This window comes from Undibacterium sp. Tian12W, from assembly GCF_049339405.1.
Classification (GTDB): domain Bacteria; phylum Pseudomonadota; class Gammaproteobacteria; order Burkholderiales; family Burkholderiaceae_D; genus Undibacterium.
This window is the reverse complement of the sequence record NZ_JBMPPK010000008.1, coordinates 73,115-91,393: the sequence shown is the minus strand read 5'-3', so window position 1 is coordinate 91,393 and position 18,279 is coordinate 73,115. Positions and strand designations below refer to the sequence as shown.

General features: G+C 49.2%; 15 protein-coding genes. 8 read left to right on the top strand and 7 right to left on the bottom strand.

Annotated features, from left to right (window positions below; genetic code table 11):
- Positions 1 to 101 precede the first annotated feature (101 nt).
- On the top strand, positions 102 to 1,820 hold the full coding sequence (locus tag ACO0LI_RS11665) for a PhoH family protein (RefSeq protein WP_423032685.1): 1,719 nt from the start codon (positions 102 to 104) through the stop codon (positions 1,818 to 1,820).
- A 100-nt stretch (positions 1,821 to 1,920) separates the two neighbouring features.
- Here ACO0LI_RS11665 and ACO0LI_RS11660 read toward each other — a convergent pair whose 3' ends face one another.
- The 6 genes from ACO0LI_RS11660 to ACO0LI_RS11635 all read right to left on the bottom strand — a co-directional run bounded on the left by ACO0LI_RS11660 (position 1,921) and on the right by ACO0LI_RS11635 (position 8,584).
- On the bottom strand, positions 1,921 to 2,118 hold the full coding sequence (locus tag ACO0LI_RS11660; protein WP_162041255.1) for a hypothetical protein: 198 nt from the start codon (positions 2,116 to 2,118) through the stop codon (positions 1,921 to 1,923).
- 365 nt (positions 2,119 to 2,483) lie between these two features.
- On the bottom strand, positions 2,484 to 4,370 hold the full coding sequence (locus tag ACO0LI_RS11655) for an MFS transporter (protein ID WP_423032684.1): 1,887 nt from the start codon (positions 4,368 to 4,370) through the stop codon (positions 2,484 to 2,486).
- A gap of 89 nt (positions 4,371 to 4,459) precedes the next feature.
- Positions 4,460 to 5,191: a polysaccharide deacetylase family protein gene (locus ACO0LI_RS11650; RefSeq protein ID WP_422949769.1), complete on the bottom strand. Its 732-nt coding sequence runs from the start codon at positions 5,189 to 5,191 to the stop codon at positions 4,460 to 4,462.
- 2 nt (positions 5,192 to 5,193) lie between these two features.
- On the bottom strand, positions 5,194 to 6,591 hold the full coding sequence (locus tag ACO0LI_RS11645; protein ID WP_423032683.1) for a hypothetical protein: 1,398 nt from the start codon (positions 6,589 to 6,591) through the stop codon (positions 5,194 to 5,196).
- Positions 6,592 to 6,597: 6 nt separating this feature from the next.
- The gene (gene lolD / locus ACO0LI_RS11640; RefSeq protein WP_423032682.1) at positions 6,598 to 7,335 is read right to left on the bottom strand and encodes a lipoprotein-releasing ABC transporter ATP-binding protein LolD; all 738 of its coding nucleotides are present in this window, start codon (positions 7,333 to 7,335) and stop codon (positions 6,598 to 6,600) included.
- A complete protein-coding gene (locus tag ACO0LI_RS11635) occupies positions 7,328 to 8,584 on the bottom strand; it encodes a lipoprotein-releasing ABC transporter permease subunit (RefSeq protein ID WP_423032681.1) in 1,257 nt (418 codons plus the stop codon). The genes lolD and ACO0LI_RS11635 overlap by 8 nt, the downstream gene beginning before the upstream one ends.
- 65 nt (positions 8,585 to 8,649) lie before the next feature.
- Here ACO0LI_RS11635 and ACO0LI_RS11630 point away from each other — a divergent pair, with 65 nt between their 5' ends.
- On the top strand, positions 8,650 to 9,645 hold the full coding sequence (locus ACO0LI_RS11630; protein ID WP_423032680.1) for a hypothetical protein: 996 nt from the start codon (positions 8,650 to 8,652) through the stop codon (positions 9,643 to 9,645).
- Complete coding sequence (gene recJ, locus ACO0LI_RS11625) at positions 9,642 to 11,330, top strand: single-stranded-DNA-specific exonuclease RecJ (protein WP_423032679.1); 1,689 nt, start codon at positions 9,642 to 9,644, stop codon at positions 11,328 to 11,330. The genes ACO0LI_RS11630 and recJ overlap by 4 nt, the downstream gene beginning before the upstream one ends.
- 22 nt (positions 11,331 to 11,352) lie before the next feature.
- Here the strand turns inward: recJ and ACO0LI_RS11620 are convergent, their stop codons facing one another.
- Positions 11,353 to 12,060 carry an alpha/beta hydrolase gene (locus ACO0LI_RS11620; protein WP_423032678.1) on the bottom strand — a complete coding sequence of 236 codons (708 nt, stop codon included), beginning with the start codon at positions 12,058 to 12,060 and terminating at the stop codon, positions 11,353 to 11,355.
- Between the two features lie 351 nt (positions 12,061 to 12,411).
- On the opposite strand from ACO0LI_RS11620, the gene ACO0LI_RS11615 reads away from it, so the two are divergent.
- The 5 genes from ACO0LI_RS11615 to ACO0LI_RS11595 all read left to right on the top strand — a co-directional run bounded on the left by ACO0LI_RS11615 (position 12,412) and on the right by ACO0LI_RS11595 (position 18,171).
- Positions 12,412 to 14,031 (top strand): ABC transporter substrate-binding protein, encoded by a 1,620-nt coding sequence (locus ACO0LI_RS11615; protein ID WP_423032677.1) that lies wholly within the window; start codon positions 12,412 to 12,414, stop codon positions 14,029 to 14,031.
- 134 nt (positions 14,032 to 14,165) lie between these two features.
- Positions 14,166 to 15,170 (top strand): ABC transporter permease subunit, encoded by a 1,005-nt coding sequence (locus ACO0LI_RS11610; protein WP_110253324.1) that lies wholly within the window; start codon positions 14,166 to 14,168, stop codon positions 15,168 to 15,170.
- Between the two features lie 48 nt (positions 15,171 to 15,218).
- Positions 15,219 to 16,154 carry an ABC transporter permease subunit gene (locus tag ACO0LI_RS11605; protein WP_423032676.1) on the top strand — a complete coding sequence of 312 codons (936 nt, stop codon included), beginning with the start codon at positions 15,219 to 15,221 and terminating at the stop codon, positions 16,152 to 16,154.
- 14 nt (positions 16,155 to 16,168) lie between these two features.
- Complete coding sequence (gene dppD, locus ACO0LI_RS11600; protein ID WP_423032675.1) at positions 16,169 to 17,185, top strand: dipeptide ABC transporter ATP-binding protein; 1,017 nt, start codon at positions 16,169 to 16,171, stop codon at positions 17,183 to 17,185.
- Positions 17,185 to 18,171 (top strand): peptide ABC transporter ATP-binding protein, encoded by a 987-nt coding sequence (locus ACO0LI_RS11595; protein ID WP_422949759.1) that lies wholly within the window; start codon positions 17,185 to 17,187, stop codon positions 18,169 to 18,171. The genes dppD and ACO0LI_RS11595 overlap by 1 nt, the downstream gene beginning before the upstream one ends.
- Positions 18,172 to 18,279 lie beyond the last annotated feature (108 nt).

Sequence of the window (18,279 nt, the reverse complement as noted above, 5' to 3'; positions counted from 1 at the left end):
TTACTCTTGATAAAAGCCGCAAAAGACAGTGCCAGCAGCAATGCTGGTATGTGCTTAGCGGCTTTTAACTTTTCAGCTCTCACTTTTTGATTGAGGTTTTCATGCCATTGCCAAAAATGCCGACCAAGCCAGCAGCACTGCTTTCTCCCAAGGATTATCCGAAGGCAGAAAAAGGCAAACCAGCCAAAACAATAAAATCCGCAACGCCAGAGAAAATCAAAGCTATTGATGTAGCACCCGCACCACAAAGAAAAAAAGCCGCACCTGTACCAGCAGTCGTCAGTAAAGCGGTTGCAGAAAAAGTGGCACCAGCCGTTATTGCAAAAACCTTGCCGCTTGTTGCAGCAAACAAGGCCAAAACGCCGCAGGACAGCCGCGTCAAGTCGGGCACCAGCCGTGCTGCAGACAAGTCAGGTACTACCAAGTTGTTTGTGCTTGATACCAATGTCCTGATGCATGACCCGTCATCCCTGTTCCGTTTTGAAGAGCATGATGTTTACCTGCCTATGATCACTCTGGAAGAACTGGATGATCACAAGAAAGGCATGTCTGAAGTTGCCCGCAATGCGCGCCAGGTATCGCGTTCGCTGGATGCGCTGGTAGGTGATATCGACCATCACGATATAGAAAAAGGTATCTTGTTGTCCAAACTGGGCAACAAAGATGCCAAGGGCCATCTGTACTTCCAGACCAAGCTGCAAAGTGCAGACTTGCCAGTTGGCCTGCCAAAAGGCAAGGCAGATAACCAGATCCTTGGGGTCGTACGCGCCCTGGAAACAGAAATGCCTGGTCGCCCTGTGGTACTGGTGTCGAAAGACATCAATATGCGCATCAAGGCGCGTGCCATGGGCCTGCCTGCCGAAGATTATTTCAATGATCATGTGCTGGAAGATTCTGATCTGCTGTATTCAGGCATAGTACAATTGCCTGACGACTTCTGGAACAAGCACGGCAAGGGTATAGAAACCTGGCAAGAAAACCGCAATGGCCTGAGCACGACTTTCTACCGTATTACTGGCCCGGTCATCCCTTCGTTGCTGGTGAACCAGTTCGTGTATCTGGAACCCAAGAACGGTGAAGCCTCTTTCTATGGCCAGGTAAGGCAGATCAACGGCAAGACTGCAGTGCTGCAAACTTTGCGCGACTATGGCCATATCAAGCATAGCGTCTGGGGCATCACATCACGCAACCGCGAGCAAAACTTTGCATTGAATCTGTTGATGGACCCTGAATGCGATTTCGTTACCCTGCTCGGTCAGGCAGGTACAGGCAAGACCTTGCTGGCTTTGGCTGCAGGTTTGGCGCAAGTACTGGAAACCAAAACCTATAATGAAATCATCGTCACGCGCGTTACTGTGCCTGTAGGCGAAGACATAGGTTTCCTGCCGGGTACAGAGGAAGAAAAAATGTCGCCATGGATGGGTGCTTTTGACGACAATCTGGAAGTGCTCAACAAGTCTGACAATGATGCCGGTGACTGGGGTCGTGCAGCCACTCAGGATTTGATACGTTCGAAGATCAAGATCAAGTCACTGAACTTCATGCGTGGCCGTACTTTCGTCAATAAATTCCTCATCATCGACGAAGCGCAGAATTTGACACCGAAACAGGTCAAGACGCTGGTAACACGCGCAGGTCCTGGCACTAAGATCATCTGCCTGGGCAATATTGCCCAGATCGATACGCCATACCTGACTGAAGGTTCCAGCGGTTTGACTTATGTCGTAGACAGATTCAAAGGCTGGGCGCATAGCGGTCATGTGACACTGGCTCGTGGTGAACGTTCGCGCCTGGCAGATCACGCGAGCGAGATTTTGTAATCAATAAATAGCTGGCGGCAATTGAAAATGGCACCCAAATTTGGGTGCCATTTTTTTAGCTGCTCATGAGTTCAGTCGAGTAGAACCCATAACGAAACCATTAAGGTTTAGGCAACTCCCATGGATAAGGAACATAACCTGGAGGTGGTTCCTCACCTGCACTTGGATCGTGGTTTTGTCCGCCATCACTATTATCACCACCAGAAACCATCAATATTTCCTGCTCACTCAATTCGCGTGCAATCTTCATTCCCATAACATCAGCCTTCGCTTGATTTTTTTCAGCTTGGATATTCATTATCAAAATTTCCTATGATTGCGCAGATTTTATGTGCTTAGGTACATGGTCTGCGGTCCCATGCACCAAACAAGTGCATCACAACCATGTGTAGTCGTCATTCCCTGAAAGAACTATCAAGCAGACTAATTACACAGTACAAGCTAACTTTTATAAAAAATGTTAAATTGCGTATTAAGTATTAATTCCTTACCAAGGTATGTCAAGCGAATTGAATATTATATAAATAATTTGTTGTAAATCGGCTTACAAATCATAGAGAGAGTTGAAAATTATTTCACCACAAAAAAATTGGCACCCTAAGGTGCCAAAATTTTCTGTCATAGTCCAGCCGTGGGTGGCTTTGTCAAACTGAGCAGAGCACTTTATTTCCATTCACCACGCAACTCACTGACCTTTTCCTGCAACGCTTGAGGCGTCACATCCTGAGGCTGCATGACCTCGCCCACAACCAGTTCCAACTTGGAAAATGGCCCCTGACGGAATGCGCGACCAAAGGAATTACTTTTATCTCGTGAAAATACACTGCCCCATAGCCCACGCAAAGCTAGTGGATAAACAGGAACAGGGCTACGTTCCAGTATTTTCATAATGCCGCCTTTGAATTCATTCAATTCCCCTGTCGCGGTCAATTTACCCTCAGGGAAAATACATACCAAGTCGCCTTCATGCAAAGCCTGAGCTACATCGATAAAAGACTTTTCCATCAACCATGGATCTTCTTTGGCTGGAGCGATAGGAATGGCCTTGGCAGTACGGAATACCCAGGACAGGAAAGGTATTTTGAAAATACGGTGATCCATGACAAAGCGCACTGGCCTCGGGCTTGATGCCATGATGACGATGGCATCCATGTAGCTGACATGGTTACAGACCAGAATGCCCGCACCTTCATCAGGCAGTCGCTGAGTATTAATGGTTTTGACCTTGTATATGGTGTGTATCAATATCCAGGCAATAAACCGCATCAAGAATTCTGGCACCAGGCTGAATATGTAGATCGCGACGATGGCATTCAGGATGGCGGTCGCCATGAAGATTTGCGGTATCGTGAAGCCTTTTTCCAGCATGGCCACTGCAGACAATGAAGCAACTACCATGAACAAAGCGTTCAGGATGTTCATACCGGCGATCGTGCGTGACAGATGTTTTGGGTCGCAGCGCGTCTGTATCAGGGCAAACAAAGGCACGATGTATAAACCACCGAAGATACCTATCATTGTGATGTCGAACAGGATATGCAAACTCCCAGCTTGCTTGACGAACTCCATAGCACCGACCGTCGCCACATTGGTATAGCTGAGGCTGGATAAATACAAATCAAAACCAAATACCGACAAACCGATGGCACCAAACGGCACCAAACCTATCTCCACCTTATGGCCAGATAGTTTCTCACATAACAAAGAACCAGCACCTATACCGAAAGAGAATATAGTCAGCAAAAGCACGAAGACACTGTGATCGCCATGCAGGTAATTTTTGGCATACAAAGGGAATTGTGCCAATACGATGGCACCATAGAACCAGAACCAGGAATTACCCAGCAGAGATAAAAATACAGGACGGTTTTGTTTGCTAAAGCTGATGTTCCTGATGGTTTCAGTCGCCGGGTTCCAGTTAATTTTCAATTCTGGCGCTGGGGCTGGCGAATCAGGGATACGCAATGCCGCCAGATACCCCATGATGGCAACAACTATCGCGCCACCTGCTACTAACTCAGTACCCCATGGTTTGTGTACAACCAGCATGGCACCGAGAATTTCGCCGAGCAAAATGCCGACAAAGGTACCCATTTCTATCAGACCATTGCCACCGACCAGTTCATCAGTCTTCAGATGCTGAGGCAAGTAGGCATACTTGACCGGGCCAAACAAGGTGGAATGTATACCCATGCCGCAAACAGCGGCAATCAAAAGCCATAAATTATGTGTTTGCCAGCCAACTGCAGCAACCAGCATGATGCCGATTTCGAGCAATTTGACATTGCGGGCCATGCGGCCTTTTTCAAATTTATCAGCCAATTGTCCTGAGGTTGCTGAGAACAGCACGAAGGGCAAAATGAATAAGCCGGGGATCAAGTTATTCAGCAACCCAACATTCATGTCCGTCCAGGACAATGCGTCATAGGTCAGTATGGTCAGCAAGGCCGTCTTGAATACATTGTCATTGAATGCGCCAAGAAATTGCGTCCAGAAGAAAGGGGCAAAACGGCGCTGTGACAGCAGGGTAAACTGGCTATGTTGGCTCATGGATGTTGTCTGCTACCTAGAAATTAAGATTAAAACCGCAAGAATTGTAACTTACCCAAGTCTGAATTGAGTAAAAACCATGTGCACCGTCAGGAAAGAAAAAAATCAATTGCTTTTTGCACTGGCAATATCTGGCAACTTTCCTGTGTTGCTGTCTGCAAGGCGCTTTCCAACAAAGCAGGCGTTGCCCCCCATGGGCCAGGTGTTTCACTGACTTCATGGCTATACAAAATCAACCAGCCACCTGTTGAGGCAGTGTGTTTGATCAGTGCACCAATCTCATCCTGATTGTTGTTCGCAGAATACAGGGCTTGCGCACGCAATGCTGACAAGTCTGCACGGCCAGTCTGGGTGCCACCACCAGTAATGCGGTTATATGAGAAGCGTTTGGTTGCGGCCAGCTTGCTACCCAGGTCATAGGCACCAAAAGGAAAAGCAAAGCCGTGATTAGCGATATTGTTTTGCTTGAAAAAAGCCTGATTGCGTTCCCAGTCAGCCACTAAAAAATCGGAAGAAGCATTGGCGCAATTAGTATGTGAGTAGGTGTGACAACCAATTTCATGCTCGTTTTGTAGCAAGCGCTGCAAGTCTTGTACGCTATGACAAGGCTGATTTTGCTCGACACCACCAGTCAGGCTGCCACATATATAGAAAGTACCACGGGCCTGATACAACTCCAGCAGCATGGCACCCTGATGACAGGCACTGGCTGGTACATCATCAAAACTGAAACTGACCACCCCCCGGCCCTTATTGAGTGGCAACCAGCGATTTGCTGTGTGGCGCGCCGCAAAGCGGCTTAATTTTTGTGTCAGCCCCATGATCAGCGCAAACTATCCGAAGCACTCAGGGAATGCTGGTAGCGTTTCAAACCCATACGCGAATTACTCCCCGGTAAATTTTCGTAGGTATATTCCAGGCCCAGTTTGATCACGGCCTGCTTCAGATTAACACCATCAGATTCACGCTGGACTTTTTCATAAAAACTATCAAACACCAAGCGGAAGCCCCGCTCAAACTCATAAGCCCCCCCCAAACCGACGCGTATCAATTTCTCCTTGCGCGAGGTGCCATCAGCCAGTGTCGCCAGACGAGGCACTAACACATTATCGCTGTTTTGAAAAAGCGTGGAGAAATTCATCTGTGATTTGTCCGAATACTTCCATTGCGCGTCAAAGCGCAATGCCTTGCTCAGCACATAAACGACAGTGCGGTCAACAATGGTAAATGGCCGATCCCACAATTGCAAATCAAGCCGCACTTTAGGCGAGTAATGATAAGTGCCACGCAAAAGAATATTCGACAAATTGGTGTTTCGCTCAGTCAGTACGTCGTATTGGCGCCTGATCACCCCTAGATGCGCACTGGTCACAGACTTGCTACTGTAACGCCACTCAGTATCGAGAAAAACTTCAGATTCTTTATATGCCTTGTCGAGGTCAGCGATATCCTGCTCATTGCGGTCTGGAAAATTAGTTTCAGACAAACGCGTCCCTACCTCAACGCTTGACCCAGTTGGAGAATAATAGCGCCCACTCAATTGCCTGCCGCGCTCGTCAAAGTTATATAACTGATTCAAGGGCAAATCGTAACTCAGACCAGCCCTGTCCAGGCTGACATTCAAGGACCATTCATCAGTCAGTTTAAAATTGACATTGGCAGAGGCACGCTTTTGGTGCGAGATATCTTTATCTGTGAGACTGCCATTGATGTATTGAAATAACCTGTCTTCTTTACCAGCCGTGATTTGGCCGTTAATAATTTGCCCTGCCGCCCATTGCAGCGTGGCATCGCCGGCTGTCAGGTGGTGATCGAGTTCTTTATAGTTTTTGTAATGCCGGTTACCAAGTGAGCCAGTCAATATCAAGCGGGTTCTGTCCGACAAAATGGGAATGATGGCACCAGCACGCACATCGGTGCCAGTTACACTATCGCGATTGCGGAACTGCCTGTCATCTGCAACACCAGGCTGGACAGTCTGATCACCTTGATCAGACTGCACTGGTTTGGTTGTCTGCTCATAGAAGCGAAAAGGATTACTGTCGCTGGTCAGCGAGGTTTCCAGTTGTAAAACCAGCTCTACCGTATCTGCCGCATATACCGATGGATTCAATACGAATAACAGACCAGACACCAGCCAGCTACCTGGCCGGGTAGAAAAATGAGCTATGGAGAACGTGCCATGACGCCTCCTGAGTTTCATTTTGCTGGTCTTTTGCATGTCACTCTATTGTTGTTGCAGTCCACGATCAGTTAAACGGAAAACACGGTCACAACGCCCGGCCAATTCTGCATCGTGGGTCACGATAACAAAAGCAGTGCCCAGAGTACGCGACAATTCCAGCATCAGGGCAAATACCTGCTGGGCTGTGCTGCCATCCAGATTACCGGTGGGTTCATCTGCCAGTACACACGCAGGCTGGGTGACCAGTGCGCGCGCCAATGCTACGCGCTGGCGTTCACCACCGGATAACTCACCCGGCACATGTTTGAGTCTATGGCTGAGGCCTACTTTTTCCAAAATGGCTTGTGCTATTTTTTGCGCCTCAGTCCGCGCCATGCGACGAATGATAAGTGGCATGGCGACATTATCGAGTGCTGAAAATTCAGGCAGCAAATGATGAAACTGGTAAACAAAACCAAGGGCATGATTACGCAAAGTGCCGCGTGCCGTCTCACTCAGGCTGGCAAAATCCTTGCCTTGCAGTGTCACAGTACCTTTGCTCGGTGTATCCAGGCCACCCAGCAAATGCAGCAGCGTGGACTTACCGCAGCCAGAAGCACCTATGATGGCAACCCGTTCACCTCTGAAAACACTGAGGTTGATTTCTTTCAAAACATTGACAGATTCCAGCCCCTGAGAAAAAGTCTTGCCCAGGTCAATGCAAGATAAAACTGCCTCTTGCTTATTAACTTGCTTATTAACTTGTTTGTTCTCTTCTTTGTTCAATACTTGATCACTCATAACGCAATGCCTCCGCAGGTTTCACGCGTGAAGCACGCCAGCTAGGGTAAATGGTAGCCAGCATAGCCCAGATCAGGGCTACACCGCCTATGGTCAATACATCGGATAATCGCACGTCAGATGGCAACTTGCTGATGACATACACTTCTTTTGACAGTAATTGTATGCCCAGCAAGCGCTCTATGACAGGTACGATGACATCAATATTCAAAGAGATCAATAAACCCATACCGACGCCCAATAGCGTGCCAAGACAACCGACTATCGTTCCCTGTATTACAAATATTTTCATGATGGATGAAGGTGCTGCACCCAAGGTACGCAAGATAGCAATATCCGCCTGTTTGTCAGTAACCGTCATGACCAGCGTGGACACCAGATTGAAGGCCGCCACTGCGACAATGAGTGTCAGGATGATGAACATCATGGTTTTTTCTGCTTTTACTGCAGCAAAATACACTTTATTCTGTTGCGACCAGTCACGGATCAGCAAGTCGCCCGACAAGGTACGCGACAACTCTTGCGCAATTTGAGGTGCCTTGAGCATTTCCTTGATACGCAAACGCAAACCAGATGGAGAACTCAGACGGAAGAATTTTTGCGCATCTTCTATATGCATGAACGCCATGCCAGAGTCATATTCATAGTGACCAGCTTCAAATATCCCAACCACGTTAAAAGCTTTCAAGCGGGGCACGACACCTGCAGGTGTCATTTGCCCTTCTGGTGCGGCCAGGGTAATTTTTTCACCTATGCGCACCCGCAAGCTGCTGGCAAGCGCAGAACCCAGTACGATATTGAACTCGCCCGGCTTCAAGTCTGCCCATTTACCATACTTGATCTTGCTGGCGACATCCGAGACCTTGGGTTCTTCTTCCGGCAAGATGCCTCTGATAATAACACCGCGCATGACATCTTCGCGGATGATCATGGCCTGACCATCGACATAGGGTGCAGTACCCGTGACTGCCGGATTTTTTTGCACTTCCAGTGCCGTTGAGCGCCAGTCAGGCAAGGCACCGCTGGCATCAAAGACTTCGACGTGGGCCAGTACGGACAACATGCGGTCCCGCACTTCTTTCTGAAAACCGTTCATGACTGAAATGACAACAATCATGGCTGCCACACCCAGTCCTATACCCGCCATCGAGATCAGCGAGATAAAAGAAATAAAGCCATTACGTCCACTACGCCGCCCTGCCCGCGTATAACGCAAGCCGACCAGCCATTCAAAAGAGAGATTTTTCACTGCATTTACACTTGTTATGAAGGCAGCCAGCAGTTTGCCATACGTTTGCCCTACAATACAGCACTATGAGCTATTTAGAATTGATAATCCCTTTCGGGATACCGCCAGCAAGCCTTGCCAAAGACCTGTTAAAAGAAATGCATACCCCTGCGTTGGCCCGCTTGATTGCCTGTGCCGGCAAAGCACAGGTGCAGTCTGCAGACGATTTTTCACGCGCACTGAGCTATGAATACTGGCTTGCCGGCGAATTTCCTCCCAAAGAAAAAGCCAATAGTCCATCTATTGCCTGGAACCGCATGCAAACGCATGGTCTGACACCTGAAGCCGGTCATTGGTTCATCTTGCAACCGGTGCACATCCATATTGCCCGTGATCATCTGGTACTGACAGATCAGCGGCAACTGAATATCACCGAAGCCGAATCCCGCGCCTTGTTTCAACAAGCGAAAGCAAGTTGCGAAGAAATGGGGCTGCAACTCTTGCTCGGCGATGCGCAGACCTGGTTCTTGCGCGCTGATGAATGGGCTGAGCTGCAAACCGCAACAGTAGATGCTGGTTGTGGACACAATATTGACATCTGGATGCCAAAAGGCGAATTTGAACGGCCATGGCGCAAGCTGCAAAATGAAATACAAATGCAGTGGTTCACCCATGACATCAATGCCCAGCGTGAGATGCGCGGTGCCAAAGTCATCAATTCTGTCTGGATATCAGGCGGTGCGCAGAGTTTGAATCCGGACTTGAAACAAATTAGTACGGCCAGTAACTACGCGCAACATCTGTTTCAGTCACAAGCAGCGAATCAACAATTACCTGTTTTGCTCGGTAGTCTATGTGAAGCTGCCATCAATAATGACTGGGCGTTATGGCTGGATAATATGCATAAGCTGGAAAAAAACTGGTTTTCACCATTGATAGCAGGTTTGCAGAACAAACAAATCACGAGTTTGAAACTGAACTTCAGCGATGCTCATAGAATCGCCAGCTTTGATGCCACTCCTTGGTCCCTGCGTAAATTCTGGGTCAAACCCTCATTACATCACTTATTTTCGATTTCATGACACGTATTACTGTACGCCCCTGCCCTTTCCGTGAATCTGAAATGTTGCGTCAGAATGGCTTGCATCCAGTGCTGGCACGCTTGTACGCCTCACGCGGCGCAACAGGTGAAAAAGAACTCAGCACCGAATTGAATGCAATGCTGCCACCTGCCGGGCTCTTGCATATAGATCAGGCTGCAAAGTTTTTGGCAGATGCCATCGCGCAAAATAAAAAACTCGTCATCGTGGCCGATTATGACTGCGATGGTGCCACTGCCTGCGCAGTAGGCTTGCGTGGTTTGCGTATGCTGGGGGCAAATGTCGATTACATCGTGCCGAATCGCTTTGAATATGGCTATGGCCTGACGCCAGAAATCGTTGCGCTAACACAAAAAGAAAAGTCGCCAGACGTCATTGTCACCGTCGATAACGGCATAGCCAGTGTGGATGGCGTAGCGGCAGCCAATGCCCAGGGCATTGCCGTGGTCGTCACCGACCACCATTTGCCGGGTGATCATTTGCCGGACGCTGCTGTCATCGTCAATCCCAATCAGCCTGAATGCGGCTTCCCCAGCAAGAACCTGGCTGGTGTGGGCGTCATGTTTTATGTCTTGCTGGCTTTGCGGGCAGAATTGCGCCAACGCGGCGTGTTCGACCAGCAAAGTCAACCCAAACTCGATACTTTGCTGGATTTGGTTGCGCTGGGTACGGTTGCTGACGTGGTTAAGCTGGATGCCAATAACCGTATCCTGGTAGCGCAAGGCCTGAAGCGCATGCGCGCTGGCCGCATGTGTGCAGGCATCGCTGCCTTGTTCCGCGTAGCTGGCCGCGAACCGCGCAATGCCAGCCCATTTGATCTTGGTTTTGCCTTAGGGCCCAGGCTGAATGCTGCTGGCCGCCTGGCTGATATGGCACTCGGCATAGAATGCCTGACCACGGATGACGAAGGCCACGCCTGGCAAATCGCCCAGGAACTAAATAGCATCAATGCTGACCGCAAAGACATAGAACGTGAAATGCAGGATGTGGCTCTGCTGCACCTGGACGATTTCCAGCCGCAAGACAGCAATACCATTACGGTGTTTGATGAAAGCTGGCATCAAGGTGTCATTGGCATCGTCGCCTCGCGCCTGAAAGACAAGTTTTATCGCCCCACCATCACCTTTGCGCCTGGTGGCGAAGGCCTGATCAAAGGTTCAGGCCGTTCCATCCCTGGCTTTCATTTGCGCGATGCACTTGATCTGGTATCCAAGCACGCACCCAGCCTGATACAAAAATTTGGCGGTCATGCAATGGCCGCTGGCCTGACTTTGCGGGCTGAAGACTTTCCAGCATTCCAGCAGGCTTTTGAATCTGTAGGGAAAAGCTGGTTACAAGCACACCAGCTTGAACGTGTCGTGGAAACAGATGGCCCACTGGAAGAAGCGTATTACACGACAGACTTTATCCGCCTGCTGGATACTCAGGTCTGGGGACAGGGTTTCCCGCCTCCCATATTTTGTGATGACTTTAAACTGATATCACAGAGGATATTAAAAGAGCGTCATTTAAAACTGGTGCTGGAGAAAAACAAGCTGCGCTATGATGCCATCTGGTTCGGCCATACTGATACCCTGCCTGAAAACGTCCACGTCGCCTTCAGGCTCGATGCCAATGAATACAATGGCGTCACCAGAGTACAGTTAATGGTGGAACACATAGATTAACGCCGTGTTGGTGGCACTCAATTTATTGAAGCAAGAAGTCCTGGATGTGGGTGGCTAGCAAAGCCAGGTTGCGCTCCAGTTTGCTGGCCGCCACCGTCGTATCGTCATGAGGTATCTCCAGACTGTGGTTACCTTCCAGCACGACAATTTTGAATAGTGTTGCCATGGGCGCGGCAAACTCCCGCAGAGTATCGAGTTCGCAATAAGGATCTGCATTCCCGGCCAGCATAAGAACTGGCCTTTTTTCTAGCTCAGCGCCGGGATAATTCTGTTTCACCAGGCTGAATTCATCCCCTCCAAATTTGTCTGCCACACATAAGGGCGTCAATAGCACGCAACTTTTCACCGCAGGCTGTTTCTGAAAAAAGCGCCAGGCGACTATGGAGCCAAAAGATTTCCCTGCGACCGAAATATTCTGCTGTTGTATGCGCCCATCATTTGTTGCCAGGCGCAACACTGATGTCATGTCCTGCAACTCTGGTATTAAATCTGCTGAAGGCTGTCCATGGGCAGCGTCAGAAGTATAAAAAGACCAGTTGAACCTGAATACAGCAAAACCTTGCAACAGCAAGTGATGGGCAACTTGCGCCATGACTGGCCGATGCATGTCATAGCGCAGGCCTGGTGCCAATATCACTGCAGGAAACGGACCAGGCCCTGCCGGGAACCCTGCGATAACATCGGGGAGTATGGCATCCGACCAGTTGATTTCTTCTAAGTCGGCATGCATGAAACGCTGAGATGGATAGTGAAGTGCATTGTTTTTGTAAATTGCTTATACCTGAAACTCATATTGAGTTTGACGGCACAAGCAATCTTTTGGTTCCGCGCAAAAAAAGTGAAAAAATTTATTCTCTACTATGCATCATATTTGCAACACTGAGCAAATCTTCTTTGCAAGAGATTGCGTTCCATGGTGGCTATATGATTTGTCGATTTTGTTTTCAAAATTTTCTTCGGCCTTGTAACAAAATAATACAAATCTTATCGAATTGCTGCACAATACAAAAATCTGTGCGGTCGGCTATGGCACAATCGTTTTGTCGTTTTTACTGGTACTTATTCACTGTGGAGAGTCTGGATGAAAAAAGGTAATTGGTTGTTGAAGACTGGCGCTTTGGTTGTGATTGGCGCTTTTGCAGGTTTGCATGCTGGTGCAGCGATGGCCGCAAAGACTTTGGTATTTTGCTCCGAAGGTAGTCCAGAAGGTTTTAATCCGCAATTCTTTACTACCGGCACGACTGCAGATGCAGGCTCAGTGCCCATGTATAACCGCCTGGTGGAAATGGAAACCGGCACTACCAATATCACGCCTGCACTGGCAGAGTCCTGGGATATTTCTGCCGATGGCCTGACCTATACCTTCAAGCTGCGCAAGGGTGTCAAGTTCCACAGTAATGCCAAGTTCAAACCCAGCCGCGACCTGAATGCCGACGATATACTTTTCAGCTTCTATCGCATGGCAGATGAAAATCATCCCTTCCATAAAAATACGCCAGGTCAAACCTATGCCTACTTCCAGGATTTGGGTATTAACAAGATCGTTGATAAACTCGAAAAAGTCGACGACCTGACTGTACGTTTTAAACTCAAGCGTCAGGAAGCGCCTTTCCTCGCCACGCTGACAATGGATTTCATGTCTGTTCATTCTGCTGAATATGCGCAGAAAATGAAAGCAGCAGGAACGCCAGAACTGATCGATAAAGAAATCATAGGCACAGGTGCCTTCCAGTTCGTCTCTTACCAAAAAGACGCCATCATCCGCTACAAGGCACATGATGGCTATTGGGATGGACGTCCGAAAATCGACAATCTGATTTACGCAATCACCCCGGATGCATCAGTACGTTATGCCAAACTCAAGGCTGGCGAATGCCATGTCATGGCCTTGCCAAAACCGGCCGATGTTGAGTTGATGAAGAGTGATCCAAATATTAAACTGCTGACACAACAAGGTTTGAATATTGGTTATGTCGGCTTCAATGTCGAGAAAAAGCCATTTGATAGCAAGCTCGTGCGCCAGGCTTTGAATCTGGCGGTAGATCGCGCGTCGATACTGAAATCTGTCTATGCAGGTACGGGGCAAATCGCCAAGAATGTTATCCCGCCTACCATGTGGTCGTATAACGACAAGATCAAAGAATATCCTTACGATGTCGCCCAGGCCAAGGAATTGCTGGCCAAGGCAGGTTATGCGAATGGCCTGGAAGTTGAGCTTTGGTATTTGCCGGTATCCCGCCCCTACAATCCAGACGGCAAGCGCATGGCCGAATTGATACAGGCAGACTGGGCAAAAATCGGCGTTAAAACCAAGCTGACCACTTACGAATGGACAGAGTATAAAAAACGCAGCAAAACTGGTGAACAGCATGCCATGATGTTTGGCTGGTCTGGCGACAATGGTGACCCGGATAATTTCTTTGAACCAATTCTGGGCTGTGAAGCTGTCAAAGGCGGCGGCAATATTCCAAGATGGTGCAATAAGGATTATGAGGATTTGATCCAGAAAGCCAAATTGACACCAAAGCAAAGTGAAAGGGCCAAACTTTACGAGAAAGCCCAGGAAATAGTGCGCGAAGAAGCACCTTTACTCTTGCTGGCACACTCTTTGCGTTTCACTCCAGTACGCAAGAATGTGATTGGTTTCAAAATGGATTCCACTGCCCATCATTACTTCAAAAAAGTAGATTTGGATAAATAAGTACTGCTTACTGGTGAACAACACGTGGCACCATTTTGCTCAACACTTGCAATTTGGTGCCATCGTTGTATCTGCTTGTTGCTTTTTCAGTTTTTATAATGCTGTTGGCAGGTTTGTCTTAAAAAGGTTTTTCGATGCTGGGTTTTATTCTCCGACGCCTGGGTGTAGTCATCCCTACTTTCCTTGGCATCACGCTGTTGGTTTTTTCTTTGATACATCTGATACCTGGCAATGTTGTCGAAGCCATGACAGGCGAGCGCGGCATGGATGCCGAACGGTATGCCAGCCTCATGCATCTGTATGGGCTTGATCAGCCTCTGTACCAGCAATATTTTTCTTATCTGGGCAAAGTTCTGCAAGGCGACCTGGGTCGTTCCATTATCACGCAGGAACTGGTCAGCAAAGAATTTTTCACTCTGTTTCCGGCAACACTGGAATTGTCTCTATGCGCGATTATTTTTGCCGTTGTGCTAGGCTTGCCCGCAGGCATATTGGCTGCCTTGAAGCGTAATACTTTTCTTGATTACTCTGTCATGGGCGCTTCCTTGACTGGCTATTCCATGCCTATCTTCTGGTGGGCACTTTTGCTGATTCTGATGTTTTCTGTGACTCTGGGCTGGACGCCGGTGTCTGGCCGCATCGACATTTTGTTTGATCTGCCGCATGTGACTGGCCTGATGCTGGTCGATACCCTGCTGTCAGGTGAAGAAGGTGCTTTCAAATCAGCCGTCATGCATTTGATTTTGCCTGCGATTGCGCTGGGCACGATTCCACTGGCTGTGATTGCCCGCATGACCCGCTCTGCGATGCTGGAAGTACTCAAGGAAGATTATGTGCGTACTGCGCGTGCCAAAGGCATGTCTTGGATGCGGGTAGTCTGGGTACATGCCTTGCGCAATGCGCTGATACCAGTCGTTACCGTCATCGGCATGCAAGTCGGTACGCTGCTGGCGGGCGCCATTTTGACTGAAACCATTTTCTCCTGGCCTGGCATAGGTAAATGGCTCATCGAAGCGATACAAAGGCGTGATTACCCGACCGTGCAAGGTGGGATATTGCTGATCGCCACCATCGTCATCACCGTCAACCTGATTGTTGACGTGCTGTATGGCGTGATCAATCCGCGCATACGCCACTAATACAATGCGTAACTTCAATCCTCGTTTAAAAGATTTGATCGCAGAATTATGAGCAATACCAATTTACCTGCAAATGCCGTAGCTGTTACTGCAAACTTGTCACCGCCGCATCCCTTGATTGAGTTCTGGCATTACTTCAAGCAAAACCACGGTGCTGTCATTGGCCTGGTGCTGGTTAGCATACTGAGTTTATGCGCCCTGTTTGCGGATTGGATAGCGCCGCATTCTGCCATAGAACAATTTCGCGAATCCACGCTGGTACCACCCGCATGGACAGCAACTGGCAGCAGTAAATTCATACTTGGTACGGACCCGGTTGGTCGCGATATTTTGTCCCGTCTCATTCATGGCTCACGCCTGTCGCTGTTTATAGGTCTGGTCTCCGTCACCCTGTCCATGGGCGTGGGTGTGACCCTGGGTCTGATCGCCGGTTTTTCACGTAGCTGGACCGGGCGCTTTGCCCGCATGCTGGAAACGATCATCGTACGTTTCATGGATATCCTGCAAGCCCTGCCCAGTCTGCTTTTGGCAATCGCAGTCGTCGCGATACTCGGCCCTGGCCTGATGAATGCCATGTATGCCATTGCAATTGTTCTCATGCCTTCATATGCAAGGCTGACACGTGCGGCTGTCAGTGGTGAGCTGAACAAGGATTATGTCAATGCATCCCGCATTGCAGGCGCCGGCAATTTGCGTTTGATGTTTAATTGCGTGCTGCCTAACTGCGCGGCCCCTATCATTGTGCAGGCTACGCTGGGATTTTCTACCGCGATACTGGACGCAGCAGCACTGGGCTTCCTGGGTCTTGGTGCACAGCCGCCAACACCAGAATGGGGCTCTATGCTGGCCAGCGCCATGGAATTTATACAAAGTGCCTGGTGGGTGGTCACCTTCCCTGGTCTGGCGATTCTGATTTCCGTACTGGCCTTTAACCTCATGGGTGATGGCCTGCGCGATGCACTCGACCCCAAGTTAAAACGCTGAACAAAAGATTCAACATGAAACCATTATTGGATATTAAAAATTTGCGCGTTGAATTTGGCTCGGAAGCTCAGCCATTCAAGGCAGTTGATGGTCTTGATCTGTTCATAGAACAAGGTGAAGTGGTTGGCATCGTCGGAGAATCCGGCTCAGGCAAGAGTGTCACCTCGCTGGCCTTGATGGGGCTGATCGATTTTCCTGGACGTGTGCGTGCCGATCAAATGGAATTTGATGGCCGCGATCTGCTGAAGATGAAGGACAAGGAAAGACGGCAATTGCTGGGCAAGGATATTGCAATGATCTTCCAGGATCCCATGACCAGCCTGAATCCTTGCTACACCGTCGCTTTTCAGTTGATGGAGACCTTGCGTCTGCATCAAGGCGGCAAGGAAAAAGACTTACGCGCCAAGGCGCTGGCTTTATTGAAGCAAGTCGACATCCCCGACCCGGAAAGACGCATGGATGCCTACCCCCACCAACTGTCCGGTGGCATGAGCCAGCGCGTCATGGTGGCTATCGCCATTGCCTGCAACCCGCGCCTGCTGATTGCAGATGAACCTACTACGGCGCTGGACGTTACCGTGCAAGCGCAAATGCTGGAATTATTACTGCAATTACAGCGTGAACGCGGTATGGCCCTGATGCTGATTACCCATGATCTGGCCGTCGTTGCCCAGACTGCCAAACGTGTTGTGGTCATGTATGCAGGCCAGGTATTGGAAACTGGCACCGTGCCAGAAATATTCGATACCCCCAAACATCCTTACACCCAGGCATTGCTGGCAGCCCTGCCCGAACACAATATTGGCAAAGCACGCCTGCAAACCATACCGGGTGTTGTACCAGGTTTATATGACAGACCAACAGGCTGCCTGCTCTCACCGCGTTGCAGTTATGCGACAGAGCGCTGCCAAACTGACAGACCACAATTACAAGGACAGGCAAATGCCCAGGTGCGTTGCCATTTTCCTCTGGATGCGCAAGGTGTGCCGGGTAATGGATGGCAAGCACCACAAATTGATCAGGCAGCATGATGCAAAATACCACTACTACTCCCGTATTGCTCGAAGCAAAAAACCTGGCCAAGCATTACGCTGTATCACAAGGTTTTCTCAAACCCAAAGCGCTGGCAAAAGCACTCGACGGCGTCTCATTCCAACTGACTGCAGGCAAAACCCTGGCCGTGGTGGGTGAATCAGGTTGCGGCAAATCTACCCTCGCCCGCCAGATCACCATGATAGAAACGCCGAGCAGCGGCGAGTTATGGATGGGGGGCAAGAATATTGCCCATGCTGACAAACTCACACTCAAGCAAGTGCGCCCATTGGTGCAGATGGTATTCCAGAATCCTTATGCCAGCCTGAACCCGCGTAAAAAAGTCGGGGCCATGCTAGAAGAACCCTTGATCATCAACACTCGCCTGCCATCTACCGAGCGTGAAGAAAAAGCGCGCGCCATGATGGCAAAGGTAGGCTTACGACCTGAGCACTACGGACGCTACCCTCACATGTTTTCCGGAGGACAAAGGCAGCGCATCGCTATTGCCAGGGCACTGATGCTGGATCCTGAAGTCATCGTCGCCGATGAACCAGTCTCTGCCCTCGACGTGTCGATACAGGCACAGGTCTTGAATTTATTAATGGATTTGCAACAACAAAATGGTGTTGCCTATCTGTTCATCTCCCATAATCTGTCAGTGGTTGAGCATATAGCTGACGATGTGCTGGTCATGTATCTTGGGAAAACCGTTGAGCATGGCGACAAGCAAAGCATTTTCCAGCGCCCACTACATCCCTACACCAAGGCATTGCTGGCATCAACACCACGCATAGATCCGGCGCAGCGCCAGCAAAAAATGATGCTGGATGGTGAATTGCCCTCACCACTGGCCCCGCCACCAGGATGCGCCTTCAATAATCGCTGCCCGCATGCCATTGAAAGATGCCGTCAAGAAATGCCATTATTGAGGCCATTTGATAACCGACTCGTTGCCTGCCACAGAGTGGAAGAAATTACCTGAAACTTTTACTAAATCTAGCGAACTTCGTTAAACTCTTGCAGTCTTAAGCAGACAAGGAATTGTTGCAAACGATTTATTTACTTTTGCAATAATTACCAAAGACAGCCT

What these genes read in the sequence shown, in the direction of transcription:
- ACO0LI_RS11665 (WP_423032685.1), top strand. Translation starts at nt 102, where the DNA reads ATGCCATTGCCAAAAATGCCGACCAAGCCAGCAGCACTGCTTTCTCCC.
- ACO0LI_RS11660 (WP_162041255.1), bottom strand. Translation starts at nt 2,118, where the DNA reads ATGAATATCCAAGCTGAAAAAAATCAAGCGAAGGCTGATGTTATGGGA.
- ACO0LI_RS11655 (WP_423032684.1), bottom strand. Translation starts at nt 4,370, where the DNA reads ATGAGCCAACATAGCCAGTTTACCCTGCTGTCACAGCGCCGTTTTGCC.
- ACO0LI_RS11650 (WP_422949769.1), bottom strand. Translation starts at nt 5,191, where the DNA reads ATGGGGCTGACACAAAAATTAAGCCGCTTTGCGGCGCGCCACACAGCA.
- ACO0LI_RS11645 (WP_423032683.1), bottom strand. Translation starts at nt 6,591, where the DNA reads ATGCAAAAGACCAGCAAAATGAAACTCAGGAGGCGTCATGGCACGTTC.
- lolD (WP_423032682.1), bottom strand. Translation starts at nt 7,335, where the DNA reads ATGAGTGATCAAGTATTGAACAAAGAAGAGAACAAACAAGTTAATAAG.
- ACO0LI_RS11630 (WP_423032680.1), top strand. Translation starts at nt 8,650, where the DNA reads ATGAGCTATTTAGAATTGATAATCCCTTTCGGGATACCGCCAGCAAGC.
- recJ (WP_423032679.1), top strand. Translation starts at nt 9,642, where the DNA reads ATGACACGTATTACTGTACGCCCCTGCCCTTTCCGTGAATCTGAAATG.
- ACO0LI_RS11620 (WP_423032678.1), bottom strand. Translation starts at nt 12,060, where the DNA reads ATGCATGCCGACTTAGAAGAAATCAACTGGTCGGATGCCATACTCCCC.
- ACO0LI_RS11615 (WP_423032677.1), top strand. Translation starts at nt 12,412, where the DNA reads ATGAAAAAAGGTAATTGGTTGTTGAAGACTGGCGCTTTGGTTGTGATT.
- ACO0LI_RS11610 (WP_110253324.1), top strand. Translation starts at nt 14,166, where the DNA reads ATGCTGGGTTTTATTCTCCGACGCCTGGGTGTAGTCATCCCTACTTTC.
- ACO0LI_RS11605 (WP_423032676.1), top strand. Translation starts at nt 15,219, where the DNA reads ATGAGCAATACCAATTTACCTGCAAATGCCGTAGCTGTTACTGCAAAC.
- dppD (WP_423032675.1), top strand. Translation starts at nt 16,169, where the DNA reads ATGAAACCATTATTGGATATTAAAAATTTGCGCGTTGAATTTGGCTCG.
- ACO0LI_RS11595 (WP_422949759.1), top strand. Translation starts at nt 17,185, where the DNA reads ATGCAAAATACCACTACTACTCCCGTATTGCTCGAAGCAAAAAACCTG.